Raw genomic sequence first — 13,517 nt, forward strand, 5'->3', positions numbered from 1 at the left:
TTGGGTACAGCCGATCGCGTGACGTATGACGCACCTCCCGAGCATCGCCCGCACGGGCGGAACATTAGACTCGACAAGCCCGGCAACAGCTCTACTGCAAGGAGGCACGGGTGCCGCTGCTGACCCGCATCAGGGGACCGCGCGATCTGGACCGGCTCAGCCTGGAGGAGCTGGACCAGCTGGCAGGGGAGATCCGGACCTTCCTCGTCGACGCCGTCTCCAAGACCGGCGGCCACCTCGGCCCGAACCTCGGCGTGGTCGAGCTCACCATCGCCCTGCACCGCGTCTTCGACTCGCCGAAGGACAAGGTGCTCTGGGACACCGGACACCAGTCCTACGTCCACAAACTGCTCACCGGCCGCCAGGACTTCTCCCGGCTGAAGATGAAGGGCGGCCTGTCGGGCTACCCCTCGCAGGCCGAGTCCGAGCACGACGTCATCGAGAACAGCCACGCCTCGACCGTCCTGGGCTGGGCCGACGGCCTCGCCAAGGCCAACCAGATCCAGAAACGCGACGACCACGTCGTCGCCGTGATCGGCGACGGCGCGCTCACCGGCGGCATGGCCTGGGAGGCGCTGAACAACATCGCCGACGCCAAGGACCGCCCGCTGGTGATCGTCGTCAACGACAACGAGCGCTCCTACGCGCCGACCATCGGCGGCCTCGCCAACCACCTGGCGACCCTGCGCACCACCGACGGCTACGAGCGCTTCCTGGCCCGCGGCAAGGACCTCCTGGAGCGCACCCCGGTCGTCGGCCGACCGCTCTACGAGACCCTCCACGGCGCCAAGAAGGGCCTGAAGGACTTCATCGCCCCGCAGGGCATGTTCGAGGACCTGGGCCTGAAGTACGTCGGCCCCATCGACGGCCACGACATCGAGGCGCTGGAGTCCGCCCTGGCCCGCGCCAAGCGCTTCGGCGGCCCGGTGATCGTGCACTGCCTCACCGAGAAGGGCCGCGGCTACCAGCCCGCCCTCCAGGACGAGGCCGACCGCTTCCACGCCGTCGGCAAGATCCACCCCGACACGGGCCTGCCGATCGCCACCGCCGGGGCCGACTGGACCTCGGTCTTCGGCGAGGAGATGGTCAAGCTCGGCGAGGAGCGCGAGGACATCGTCGCCATCACCGCGGCCATGCTCCAGCCGGTCGGCCTGGACAAGTTCGCCAAGAGGTTCCCCGACCGGGTCTACGACGTCGGCATCGCCGAGCAGCACGGCGCCGTCTCCGCGGCCGGCCTGGCGACCGGGGGAGTGCACCCCGTCTTCGCCGTCTACGCCACCTTCCTCAACCGCGCCTTCGACCAGGTCCTGATGGACGTCGCCCTGCACCGGTGCGGGGTCACCTTCGTCCTGGACCGGGCCGGCATCACCGGCACCGACGGCGCCTCCCACAACGGCATGTGGGACATGTCGATCCTCCAGGTCGTCCCGGGACTGCGGCTCGCCGCCCCGCGCGACGCCGACCAGGTGCGCGCCCAGCTGCGCGAGGCCGTGAAGGTCGACGACGCGCCGACCGTGGTGCGCTTCTCCAAGGGCGCCGTCGGCCCCGCCGTTCCCGCCGTGGGACGTGTCGGCGGCATGGACGTGCTGCGCGAGCCGGGCACGGACACGCCGGACGTGCTGCTCGTGTCCATCGGCGCGCTGGCCCCCATGTGCCTGGAGATCGCCTCGCTCCTCGACAAGCAGGGCATCTCCACCACCGTCGTCGACCCGCGCTGGGTCAAGCCGGTGGACGAGGCCATGGCCCCGCTCGCCGAGCGCCACCGTGTCGTCGTCACCGTCGAGGACAACTCCCGCGTCGGCGGCGTCGGTTCGGCGATCGCGCAGGCCCTGCGGGACGCCGGCGTCGACGTCCCGCTGCGCGACTTCGGCATCCCGCCGCGCTTCCTCGACCACGCCTCGCGTGCCGAGGTCATGGCGGAGATCGGGCTGACCGCGCCCGACATCGCCCGCCAGGTCACCGGTCTGGTCTCCAAGCTGGACGGCCGGTACAGCGGCGCCGCCGCCGAGCCGGAGCCCGCGCGCGACTGACCCGTACCACCGGATGGGCCGGTTCCACCACCGCGAAGGGTGGTGGAACCGGCCCATTCGCGTGAATCACCACGTGCCGGGGCATACGCTCCCCCAACTCTCGACTTCGCTCGACCCGGGGGGACCCCCATCGCCCCCTCTCGATCATGTCGAGGACGCCACAGCGTGGGAGGTACGCCCGTGAGCAGCACACTCTTCCGGACGAAGAGAGTCGAGCAGTCCATCCTCGATACCGAGGAACCCGAGCACGCGCTGAAGAAATCCCTGTCCGCGCTCGATCTGACGGTCTTCGGCGTCGGTGTCATCATCGGCACCGGCATCTTCGTCCTCACCGGCACGGTCGCCAAGAACAACGCCGGCCCGGCCGTCGCCCTGGCCTTCGTCGTGGCCGGCGTCGTCTGCGCGCTCGCCGCGCTCTGCTACGCCGAGTTCGCCTCCACCGTTCCGGTGGCGGGATCGGCGTACACCTTCAGTTACGCCTCCCTCGGTGAACTGCCCGCCTGGATCATCGGCTGGGACCTGGTCCTGGAGTTCGCGCTCGGCACGGCGGTGGTGGCCGTCGGCTGGTCCGGGTACATCGCCTCGCTGCTGGACAACGCGGGCTGGCATCTGCCCGAGGCGCTCAGCGGCCGGGACGGCGCCGACGGCTTCGGCTTCGACATCCTCGCCGCCGCGCTGGTCCTGGTGCTCACCGCCGTCCTCGTCCTCGGCACGAAGCTCTCCGCGCGGGTGACCTCGCTCGTCGTCGCCATCAAGGTGACCGTCGTGCTGACCGTGATCATCGCGGGCGCCTTCTTCATCAAGGGCGACAACTACGACCCGTTCATCCCGAAGGCGCAGGACGTGCCGGCCGGTGACAGTCTCCAGTCACCGCTGATCCAGCTGATGTTCGGCTGGGCGCCCTCCAACTTCGGCGTGATGGGCATCTTCACCGCCGCGTCCGTCGTCTTCTTCGCCTTCATCGGCTTCGACGTGGTGGCCACGGCCGCCGAGGAGACCAGGAACCCGCAGCGGGACATGCCGCGCGGCATCCTGGGCTCGCTCGTCATCTGCACGGTCCTCTACGTCGCCGTGTCGATCGTGGTCACCGGCATGCAGAAGTACACCGACCTGTCGATCACCGCGCCGCTCGCCGACGCCTTCAAGGCCACCGGGCACCCCTGGTTCGCGGGCTTCATCAGCTTCGGCGCCGCAGTCGGCCTGACGACGGTCTGCATGATCCTGCTGCTGGGCCAGACCCGGGTGTTCTTCGCGATGAGCCGTGACGGACTGCTGCCCACGTTCTTCTCCCACGTCCACCCGAGGTTCCGGACCCCGCACCGGCCGACCATCCTGCTCGGTGTGATCATCGCGATCGTCGCCGGCTTCACCCCGCTCAGCGAGCTCGCCGAACTGGTCAACATCGGCACGCTGTTCGCGTTCGTGGTCGTAGCGATCGGCGTGATCATCCTGCGGCGGACCCGGCCCGACCTGAACCGGTCCTTCCGCACCCCGTGGGTGCCGGTCCTGCCGATCCTGTCGGTCCTCGCCTCGCTCTGGCTGATGATCAACCTGCCGGCCGAGACCTGGCTGCGGTTCGCGGTCTGGATGGTCCTCGGCTTCGTCGTGTACTTCCTCTACGGCCGCTCCCACAGCCGCCTCGGGCGCGGGGAGGGGGCACCGGCCGACCCTGCCGTGCCGCCCTCCGGCGGAGGCACGAAGTAGCCCCCCCCCCCCCCCCCCGGGGGGGCGGGGGGGGGGGGGGGGGGCGGGCCGCCCCCCCCCCCGGGGGGGCGGGGGGGGGGGGGGCCCCCCCCCCCCCCCGGGGGGCCCCCCGCGGGGGGGCCCACCCCCCCCCCCCCCCCCCCCCCCCGGGGGGGGGCCCCGGGGGGGCCCCCCCCCCCCCCCCCCCCGAGGCCGGACCCGTACGCAGCCCGTCCCGTCCTGACCGGAACTGGCGCTTGCCGTACGGAAGCTGGCTCGTAAGGTACCTTTGCCGCCCTTGTGCCCGACCGGAAGCGGCCAGGATGATGGAGTCAGGGGTGACGAGGAGCCATCTCTCGACTGCTCAGTGCGATTCCACTCGGTGGAGATCCGACCGGCACGATTCCACGGACCGGCGAAGGAGACCGCAATGACGAACGGCGGAGAGGCGTCCGGTGCAGTTCTGGACGAGTTAGGAGCGGCGCACCCGCCGCTCGCCACGGAAGTGCCCGACTGGGAGGGCGTCCCGCTGGACGGCCCCGACCTTCTCGACCGACGAGCCCTCAGCAGACTGCTGCCGTCCGGCCGGCAGCCTGACTGCGGCTTCAACTCCAGCATCTGACCGTCCCGGGCGCCAAGGGCCGATGACCGCGGGGACAAGAGCATTCCGCCAGTTCGTCCTCAAGATGCACAGCAGGTGCGACCTGGCCTGCGATCACTGCTACGTCTACCAACACGCCGACCAGAGCTGGCGGCGCCGGCCGCGGGTCATCCCGGACGAGGTGGCGGCCGCGGCCGTGGCACGGATCGCCGAGCACGCCCGCGCCCACCCCGAACTCCCGCGCGTGCACGTCGTCCTGCACGGCGGCGAGCCCCTGCTGGCCGGAGCCGGACGGCTGGCCCGCACGGCCCGGGACCTGCGCTCCGCCCTGGACGGCGTGTGCGACCTGGACTTGCGCATGCAGACCAACGGCCTGCGCCTGGACGAGTCCCTGTGCCGCATGCTGGTCCGCGAGCGGATCCGCACCGGCATCTCCCTCGACGGCGACCGCGCCGCCAACGACCGCCACCGCAAGCGTCCGGACGGAACCGGTTCCTACGACGCCGTCGTCAGGGCCGTGCGCCTCATCGGCTCCCCCGAGTACCGCGACGCCTTCGCGGGCCTGCTGTGCACCGTCGACGTCGACAACGACCCGGTCGCCGTGTACGAGGCCCTCGCCGCCCTGGACCCGCCGCGGGTGGACTTCCTGCTCCCGCACGCCACCTGGGACCGGCCGCCACCGTCCGACCCCGCCCACCCGGCCGCGCACGCCCGCTGGCTGATCGCCGTCCACGACCGCTGGGCCGCCGACGGCAGGCCCTTCCCGGTCCGCCTCTTCGACTCGATCGAGGCCGGCCGGGACGGACAGGAGTCCTTCACCGAGGCGCTCGGGCTCGGCAGCCCGGACCTGGTCGTCATCGAGACCGACGGGGAGATCGAACAGGCCGACTGGCTCAAGACGGCCGGACCCGAGGCGCCCAGCACCGGATTCCACGTCCTGCGGCACTCCTTCGACGAGGCGGCCGCCCACCCCGGCTTCCTCGCCCAGGCCGGGGGAGTGGAGGCCCTGAGTCGGCAGTGCCGGGACTGCTCGGTGGTGCGCATCTGCGGCGGCGGCCTGTACGGGCACCGCCACCGCGCGGACAACGCCTTCGACAACCCCTCCGTCTACTGCGAGGACCTCTTCCGGCTGATCGGACACGTGCTGAACGCCCCCCGCCCGCGTCCGGCGCGCCGGACCCACACCCTGACCGCGCACGCCTTCGACTCCCTCGCCGCGGGCGACGGCGACCCCGCCGCGCTGCACGCCCTCGTCGACGCCGAGGCCAGCGTCCGCCGGATGCTCCTCGCCGCCGTGTGCGCCCGGCATCCGGGGCCCGAGGCGAGCGCCCTGGCCGGGCTCGACCGGCAGTGGCCCCGGCACACGGCGCGGACCGTCCGCCACCCCTACCTCGGCAGCTGGGCGGTGCGCGCCGTCGAGGGACGGCTGCCCGTGGCGGCGGTACGGCAGCGGCTCGGCGAGGTCGCCGTGGCGGCGGCGTTGCGGGCGGGCACCGAACTGCGCGCCGACCTGCCGGAGGAGGCCACGGGGGCGCATCTGCCCGGATTCGGCCACCTCGCCCTGCCGCCCGGAGCCGGACCGGTCACCCTGCTCGCACGCGCCGGCGCCCTGCTGGTCGCCGCCCGGCCCGGCGACCCACTCCGCCCGCTCACCGAGGCGACCGACTCCGGCTTCACCTGGCACCCCGTACGCCGCCTGGCCGCCGGCGAGTTCACCGTCCTCCTGGAGGACACCGACCCGTACCGCGACGGCTTCACCGGGGAGCCGGGGGCCGGGGGTCCGGCCGCGCACCCCGGCCCGGGAGGCTCCGGCCCCGACGGCTCCTCCGCCGCCGCCCCTCGGCTCGCGGAGCCGTACCGCGACGGCATCACGGCGGACCCGTACCGCGACGGCTTCACCGCGGACCCGTACCGCGACGGCTTCACCGCGGACCCGTACCGCGACGGCTTCACCGCGGACCCGTACCGCGACGGCTTCACCGCCGAGCCCGGCGCCGCCGGTCCGGCCGCGCACCCCCGCCCGCAGGGCTCGCGCCCTGGCGGCTCCGCCGCCGCCCCGCGGCGCGCCGGCCTTCCCGGTCGCGGCCCGTCCGGTGGCCTTCGCCCCACCCCCGCACTGGACGAGGGTGAGTACGCGCGCTGGCTGCGCCTGTTCAGCGAGGCGGCCGTGCATCTGCGGGCCCGCCACGCCGGCCGCGGCCCAGGGGTGCGCCTGCTGTTCACCGCGTGCACCCCGCTGCACGACGCCGGCGCGCCGGGCCGGGTGGCCGCGGATCCGTACGCCTTCGGGGCCCTCGGACTCGCGCTGCCGGACACCGCCGTGGCGCTGGCCGGCCTCGTCGTGGAGGGAGTGCAGCAGATGAAGTTCAACGCCCTGTCGGACCTCTTCGACCTCGCCGGCAGCGCCGAGGCCGGGCAGCGGCTGCGGGCCGCGTACCTTGACCGCCTGCCCGCCGGGGCCGTCCCCTCCGACGGCCTCACCCCGGCCGGTCGCAGGATGGCCGCCCGGCTGCGCGGCTGACGGCGGATGAGAACAGCGGCCTGTCTCACCGCCCGACTGCGGGCGCTCGGCGTCGAGAAGGGCATGACCCTGCTGCTGCACTCCTCCCTCCGGGCCGTGGGCCCGGTGCGTGGCGGCGGCGCCACGGTGCTGCGCGCGCTCCGGGACGCGCTCGGCCCCGAGGGCACGCTCGTGGTGCCCACGTTCACCGAGGGGAATTCGCTGACATCACGGACGTATCTCCGCATGACGCAAGGCCTGACACCGCATCAACTTCTGTCATACCGTGAGCACATGGAGCCCTTCAGCGCGGCTTCCACACCCTCGCAGGGCATGGGGCGGCTGGCGGAGGAGGTGCGGGTCACTCCGGGAGCCACGCGCAGCACTCACCCGCAGGCGTCCTTCGCCGCGCTCGGGCCGGAGGCCGCCCGCGTCACGTCCGGCCACGCCCTGGACTGCCTGCTCGGCGAACGGTCCCCGCTCGGCAGGCTCTACGAGCGGCAGGCGCACGTCCTGCTGCTGGGCGTCGGCTGGGAGACCTGCTCGGCCTTCCACCTCGCCGAGTACCGCCGGCCCCGCCCGCCCCGCCGCCGCTACGACTGCCGGGTGCTCACCGAGACGGGACCGCGCTGGACCGCCTTCGTCGACGTCGACCTGGACGACAGCGACTTCGGAACCCTGGGGCGCTGCCTCGAGGCCGCCGCGGGCACCGGCGGCCCGATCGCCCGCGGCCGGGTCGGCGCCGCCGACAGCCGGCTGTTCCCGCTGCGCTGGGCGGTGGACGCCGCCGGACACTGGATGGCCGCGTGCCGCAGCCGGGACCTTCCCGTGGAGGCCGACCGTGCCTGAGACCCTCCACCGCTACCAGGCCCGCGCCAGCGTCCAGGAGCCCTACGGATTCCTGAGCTACGGCCGCAATCCCGGCGTGCCGGGAAGGAAGCGGCCCCCGAACGAGAAGCTGTCGCGCTTCCGCGACCTGCTGAGCGAGCACCTGGGGGAGCTCACCGACCTGGACGGCGGCGTCGAGGCGGTCTACTTCGACCAGCGCATCCCGCTCGGCGAGGGGTGGGAGGGCGACCTGAAGAGACAGCTCGCGCGCTGCCAGGTCCTCGTACCGGTGCTGTCCCCGCGCCTGTTCACCAGCAAGTGGTGCGCCGTGGAATGGGAGTGCTTCGAGCGCAGGCAGCAACTCCAGCGCGAGCGGGGGACGTTCACCCGCAACGCGATCGTGCCGGTGCTGTGGACCCCGCTCCGCCGGGACCAGATCCCTCCGCCCTACTGCGACGTGCAGTACACGCACGAGGACCTCAACCCCGACTACTTCGACCTGGGGCTGCTCGGTCTGCACAACCGCGGCCGCCACAAGGTCTTCAACGAGGTCGCCTACCAACTGGCCGAGAAGATCGTCGAGGTGGCTCTCAGCGCCCGCCTGGAACCGTGCGACCCGGGCACCTTCGACGACCTCTTCGACTCCGTGCACGGCTCCGCGGAGGAGGAAAAGTGATGCGTGACGGCCTTCCCCCCCTACGCGTCCGCGACAGGGCGCCGTACTTCTTCCTGAGCTACGCCCCGGTGCCCTCGCCCGGCGGCGACTCGGACGCGGGGCGTCCCGCGGCCGACAAGAACGTCAAGGAGTTCTACACCGACCTGGCCCGGGCGGTCGCGGCACAGAGCGGCGCACCCGCACACCCCTGCCTCGGCTACCTGGACGCCGCCGACCGCGGCGGCCCCGCCATGGCCCGCGCCCTCCAGGGCTGCCACACCTTCGTCCCGCTCGTCACCCGCCGCTACTTCAGCGACGTCTACTGCGGCCGCCAGTGGTACGCCTTCACCCACCGCGACCGGCGCGGCACCCTCGTCCCCGCCCTGTGGACCCCCGTCCCCACCACCGCGCGCCCGCTCCCGGTCGACCTGGACCTGCCGGTGCCCCAGGGTCCGGTGGCGCCGCTGTTCGTCGACGACGACGCGCTGGACCGCTACGCGAAGGGCGGACTGTACGGGCTGCGCCAGTACCCCGAACACCCGGAGTACTACGACCAGTGCGTCCGCCGGATCGCCCAGTGCGTGGTCCAGGCGGCCCGCCGGGCACCCGAACCCCTCCCGGGTGAGGCCGAGTTCGCCGACCTCGACGTGCCCGACGCGTTCGCCACCGCGCCCTGGCATCCGCTCGGCATCGCCGTGCTGGCCCCGGACATCCACCACCTGCCACCCGACCGCAGCGACACCAAGTACGGTGCCGAGCCCCGGGACTGGCAGCCCTTCAGCGACGGCCTGAGCATCCCGCTGGCCGAGCGCACCGCCGAACTGGCCCGCAACCTGGGCTTCGCCCCCGAGATCTGCACCTACGACGAGGCCGAGTCCGTCTTCCTCGGCCGGCGCGAGACCACCAGCCCCTGGGTCCTCATCATCGACCCCTGGATCCTGCACGACCGCACGGCCGCGGACCGGCTGCGGGCCTTCGACGCACAGGACCTGCCCTGGGTGACCGTGCTGACCCCGCTGGCCGACGACCCGCAGACCCGGCAGGCGCGCGAGGAGCTCGACGCCCTGCTGCGGTCCGTGCTGCCCCGGCGCCTGAGCAGCGGCCGGGCCATCCAGCGCGGCGCGGTCGCGGGCATCGACAACTCCGAGGCGTTCAACTCCCGTTTCCTGGAGCTCGCCGACAGCGCGGCCCAGCAGTACCTCAACCGAGTTCAGCTAACATCCTCGACCAGCCCCTCGGCGTCGGCCGATTCCCAGGGTGAGCAGGAGGCCCAACCGTGACCGGCGTGCACCCCCGCCCCGAGGGCGGCAAGATCGTCACGTTCTACAGCTACAAGGGCGGCAGCGGCCGGACCATGGCGCTCGCCAACACCGCCTGGATCATGGCCTCCCAGGGCCGCCGGGTCCTCGTGGTCGACTGGGACCTGGAGGCGCCCGGCCTGGACCGCTTCCTGCGTCCGTTCCTGGAGCCGGACACCCTGCGCGACCGCCCCGGGGTGCTGGAGCTGATCAACGACTACGCCTTCAAGGTCGACCACCTGCACGACGTCACCCTCAAGCCCGAGTGGATCGCCGAACAGGCCGACATCGGCAGGACCGTGTACCCGCTGCTGTGGAGCTTCCCGGCCGGCGGCCGACTGGACTACATCGCGGCGGGCCGCCAGGACCGCAACTACTCCTCGATCTTCTCCCAGTTCAACTGGAACCTCTTCTACGAGAAGCAGCACGGCGGTCAGTTCCTGGACGCCCTGTGCGCCCAGTTCCGGCGCGGCTACGACTACGTCCTCATCGACAGCCGCACCGGCCTCAGCGACATCTCCGACATCTGCACCCAGCACTTCCCCGACGTGCTCGTGAACTGCTTCACCCACAACGACCAGAGCATCGAGGGGGCGGCGGCCGTCGCCCGCCGGGTGGCGGACACCCGGCGTGACCGGCGCATCCGGATCCTGCCGGTGCCCATGCGGGTCGTGGACTCCGAGGCGGACCGGCTGGAGGCCGCGCGCGCCAAGGTCCGGCTCACCTTCGACCAGTTACTGGTCCGCACCCCGGGCATCGACCCCCGGCGCTACTGGGGCAACGTCGAGCTGCCGTTCAAGTCCCCGTACGCCTACGAGGAGATGCTGGCGACCTTCCGGGACGAGCCGGAGACCCCCGCGTCCCTGCTCGCCGCCTGTGAACGGCTGACGTCGGTCATCACCGAGGGCGAGGTGACCTCGCTGGTCCCGATGACGGAGGAGGAGCGGCAGAACTACCTCAAGGCCGTCGTGCGCCGCCGGCCCCCGGACCCCACCCATGTCTTCCTCAGCTATGTCTCCGAGGACCGCATGTGGGCCGAGTGGATCGGCCGGGTCCTCGGCGACGCGGGCTTCACCGTCAGCGACGCCCGCTCCGAGGACGGCTCCGCGGCCGGTGTCCCGCTGCGCGACGACACCGAGAGCAAGGTGCGCGGCGCCTCCCGCACCGTCGCCGTGCTGTCCGCCGACTACCAGAGGTCCGCGCAGGCCAGGGCGGTGTGGGAGGCCGTGGCCGCCGCGGACCCGATGGGCTCGCGGCGCACCCTGGTGCCGGTCCGGGTCAGCGACGCCCGGCTGGAGCACCCGTTCTCGGACCGGATGCCGATCCATCTGAGCAACCTGAACGAGGCCCAGGCCAGGAACGCCCTGCTGCGGGCCCTCGACGCCCAGGTGGTCCAGGGCGAGCACCCCGCCGACGCCTCCGTCAGCGGCCCCCGCTTCCCCGGCGCGGAACCCCCGGTGTGGTCCGTCCCCGTGCGCAACGCGGCCTTCACCGGTCGCGCCGAACTGCTGGAGCACCTCAGGCAGCGGCTCACCGACACCGGCACCGCCACCCTGCTGCACGGCATGGGCGGCGTCGGGAAGACCCAGCTGGCGACCGAGTACGCCCACCGGTACCGGGGCAACTACGACGTCGTCTGGTGGATCGAGGCGGAGTTCGGCGACCTCGCGCTGCGGCAGTTCTCCGAACTCGCGCCCCACCTCGGCGTGGAGGAGCGGGACAGCATCAGCGCCACGGCCGACGCGGTCCGGGACGCGCTGCGCCGCGGCGCCCAGTACGACCGGTGGCTGCTGGTCTTCGACAACGCGACCACCCCCGAGTCCATCGAGCGACTACTGGTCAACAGCCCCACCGGGCACGTGCTGATCACCACCCGCAACGAGGGCTGGGCGCAGGTCGGCGAGCGCGTCGAGGTCGACGTGTTCTCCCGCGCCGAGAGCGTCGACCACCTGCTGCGCCGGGTCTCCGCGATCAGCACCGAGGACGCCGACCGGGTCGCCAACGCCCTCGGCGACCTCCCGCTCGCCGTCGACCAGGCCGCCGCCTGGCTGAACGAGACCGGCCAGGACGCCGACGAGTACCTGGAACTGCTGGAGTTGCAGCTGGCCCGGCTGGAGGCGGACGTCGACGCCCCGGGCTACCCGCTCCAGGTGGGGGCGACCTGGAACATCTCCATCGAGCGGCTCAACTCGCCCGTGGCGCGGCGGTTGTTGGAGCTGTGCGCCCACTTCGGCGCGGACCCCATCTCCTTCGACCTGGTGCACGGCAAGGAGATGGCCGAGGTCCTGCGCGAGGTGCAGCCGGACAGCGGCGGCACCGCGCTGGTGTCCCGCGCCATCCAGCAACTGCACCGCTATGCCCTGGCCAAGGTCGACCGCAAGAGCAAGAGCATTCAGGTGCACCGGCTCGTCCAGGCCGCGGTGCGCTCCTCGATGTCCGCCGACGAGCAGGAGTCGGCGCTGCGGGCCGTGCGCAACGTGCTCTCCGGCGCGCGCCCGTCCGAGGGGGACGTGGAACGCCCGGCGAACTGGGAGCGCTACAACACCATCTGGCCGCACCTGAAGACCCCGTGGACCAGGTACTCGCTGGACGACCGGATCCGCAAGCTGCTGACGGAGTGGCTGCGCTACCTGCGGGCCCGCGGAGAGTACGCGGAGGCCATGTCCCTCGCCGAGGAGCTGCTGGTCATCTGGCAGAAGGAGGCGGGCCCCAACGACCGCTGGACCCTGCACCTGCGCTTCGAGATCGCCAACGTGCTGCGTTTCCAGGGGTGGTACAGCAGGGCGCTGGAGATCGACCAGGACGTCTACGAGCAGCAGCGCGAGGTCCTCGGTGACGACGACGACCACACCCTGATGACGGCGGGCGGCCTCACCGCGGACCTGCGGGCCGTCGGACGGGTCCGCAGGGCGCTGGAGATCGACCGGGAGACCTACGAGCGGTCCGTGGACCTGCTGGGCGAGGACCACCCCCGGACCCTGTTCGCGGCGAACAACCTGGCCGTGTCGATGCGCATGGCCGGGGACTGCTACGAGGCCCACGACGTGGACAAGGACAACTGCGAGCTGCGCGCGCTGACCCTGGGCGCCAAGCATCCCTACACGCTGTTCTCCCAGATCAACCTCGGCCGGGACCAGCGCTCGTGCGGTGAGTACGAGGCCTCCTCGGAGACCCTGCACCGCGTCTACGAGACGGCCGTGGAGCTCGGCCGGGAGTCCCCGCCCGCCCTGGAGGCCGCCAAGGCGCTCGCGATCACCCTGCGCCGCCTCGACCGGCTGAACGAGGCGATGGAGATCAGCCGTCAGGTGCTGGACATCTGCCGCCGGCGCCTGGGCGAGGCCTCGCCCGAGACGCTGGTGGTGCGGCTCGGTCACGCCGGCCATCTCTCGGCGGCGGAGCGCCACGAGGAGGCTTGCCGGGAGACCGCCGACCTGCTCGACCGGTTCCGTGGCGCGCTCGGCGAGGGCCATCCCAACACGCTGGCGTGCGCGGTCAACCACGGCATCAACCTGCTGTCGACCGGCCGGCCCACGGAGGCCCGCGAGGTGTGCGAGCAGGCCCGTGCCGCGCTGCGCACCACGCTCGGTCCGGAACACCCCTTCAGCATGAACTGCCAGATGAACCTGGCGAACACCGAGGCGGCCCTCGGCGAGGCGGCGAAGGCCGAGCACAACTACCTTCAGGCGTACCGGCAGTTGTGCGACCGGCTCGGCGCGGACCACCCCACCGCGCTCACCTGCCGGGGCAATCTGGCGGTCCTGCTGCGGGAGGTCGGCCGGGCCGCCGAGGCGGACCAGCTGGCCCGCGAGACGCTCGACACGCTCGCCGCGAAGCTCGGTCCCCAGCACTCCAAGGTGGTCCGGCTGCGTGGCGGCCAGCGGGTGGGCCTGGAGCTCGACCCGCACCCGATCTGACCGCGGCG

8 protein-coding genes are annotated in these 13,517 nt (G+C 72.5%); all 8 read left to right on the forward strand.

The window, feature by feature from the left end:
- Window positions 1-110: 110 nt before the first annotated feature.
- The 8 genes from dxs (at window position 111) to fxsT (ending at window position 13,509) form a co-directional block, all read left to right on the forward strand.
- Complete coding sequence (dxs, locus tag ACH41F_RS08125; RefSeq protein ID WP_398833860.1) at window positions 111-2,030, forward strand: 1-deoxy-D-xylulose-5-phosphate synthase; 1,920 nt, start codon at window positions 111-113, stop codon at window positions 2,028-2,030.
- Window positions 2,031-2,210: 180 nt separating this feature from the next.
- Entirely contained in the window at window positions 2,211-3,734 is a 1,524-nt protein-coding gene (locus ACH41F_RS08130; RefSeq protein ID WP_398833862.1) for an amino acid permease, read from the forward strand.
- A 409-nt stretch (window positions 3,735-4,143) separates the two neighbouring features.
- On the forward strand, window positions 4,144-4,335 hold the full coding sequence (locus ACH41F_RS08135) for a hypothetical protein (protein ID WP_391233803.1): 192 nt from the start codon (window positions 4,144-4,146) through the stop codon (window positions 4,333-4,335).
- 22 nt (window positions 4,336-4,357) lie between these two features.
- Window positions 4,358-6,835, forward strand: coding sequence for an FxsB family cyclophane-forming radical SAM/SPASM peptide maturase (locus ACH41F_RS08140; protein WP_398833864.1), 2,478 nt, complete (start codon window positions 4,358-4,360; stop codon window positions 6,833-6,835).
- Window positions 6,836-6,841: 6 nt separating this feature from the next.
- Window positions 6,842-7,663: an aminoglycoside N(3)-acetyltransferase gene (locus ACH41F_RS08145; protein ID WP_398833866.1), complete on the forward strand. Its 822-nt coding sequence runs from the start codon at window positions 6,842-6,844 to the stop codon at window positions 7,661-7,663.
- Complete coding sequence (locus tag ACH41F_RS08150) at window positions 7,656-8,318, forward strand: TIR-like protein FxsC (RefSeq protein WP_391233806.1); 663 nt, start codon at window positions 7,656-7,658, stop codon at window positions 8,316-8,318. The genes ACH41F_RS08145 and ACH41F_RS08150 overlap by 8 nt, the downstream gene beginning before the upstream one ends.
- Window positions 8,318-9,577: an FxsC protein gene (gene fsxC, locus ACH41F_RS08155; protein WP_391233807.1), complete on the forward strand. Its 1,260-nt coding sequence runs from the start codon at window positions 8,318-8,320 to the stop codon at window positions 9,575-9,577. The genes ACH41F_RS08150 and fsxC overlap by 1 nt, the downstream gene beginning before the upstream one ends.
- Window positions 9,574-13,509 carry an FxSxx-COOH system tetratricopeptide repeat protein gene (fxsT, locus tag ACH41F_RS08160; RefSeq protein WP_398833869.1) on the forward strand — a complete coding sequence of 1,312 codons (3,936 nt, stop codon included), beginning with the start codon at window positions 9,574-9,576 and terminating at the stop codon, window positions 13,507-13,509. The genes fsxC and fxsT overlap by 4 nt, the downstream gene beginning before the upstream one ends.
- Window positions 13,510-13,517 lie beyond the last annotated feature (8 nt).

Origin of the sequence: Streptomyces sp. NPDC020489, from assembly GCF_044386545.1 — a bacterium.
Classification (GTDB): domain Bacteria; phylum Actinomycetota; class Actinomycetes; order Streptomycetales; family Streptomycetaceae; genus Streptomyces.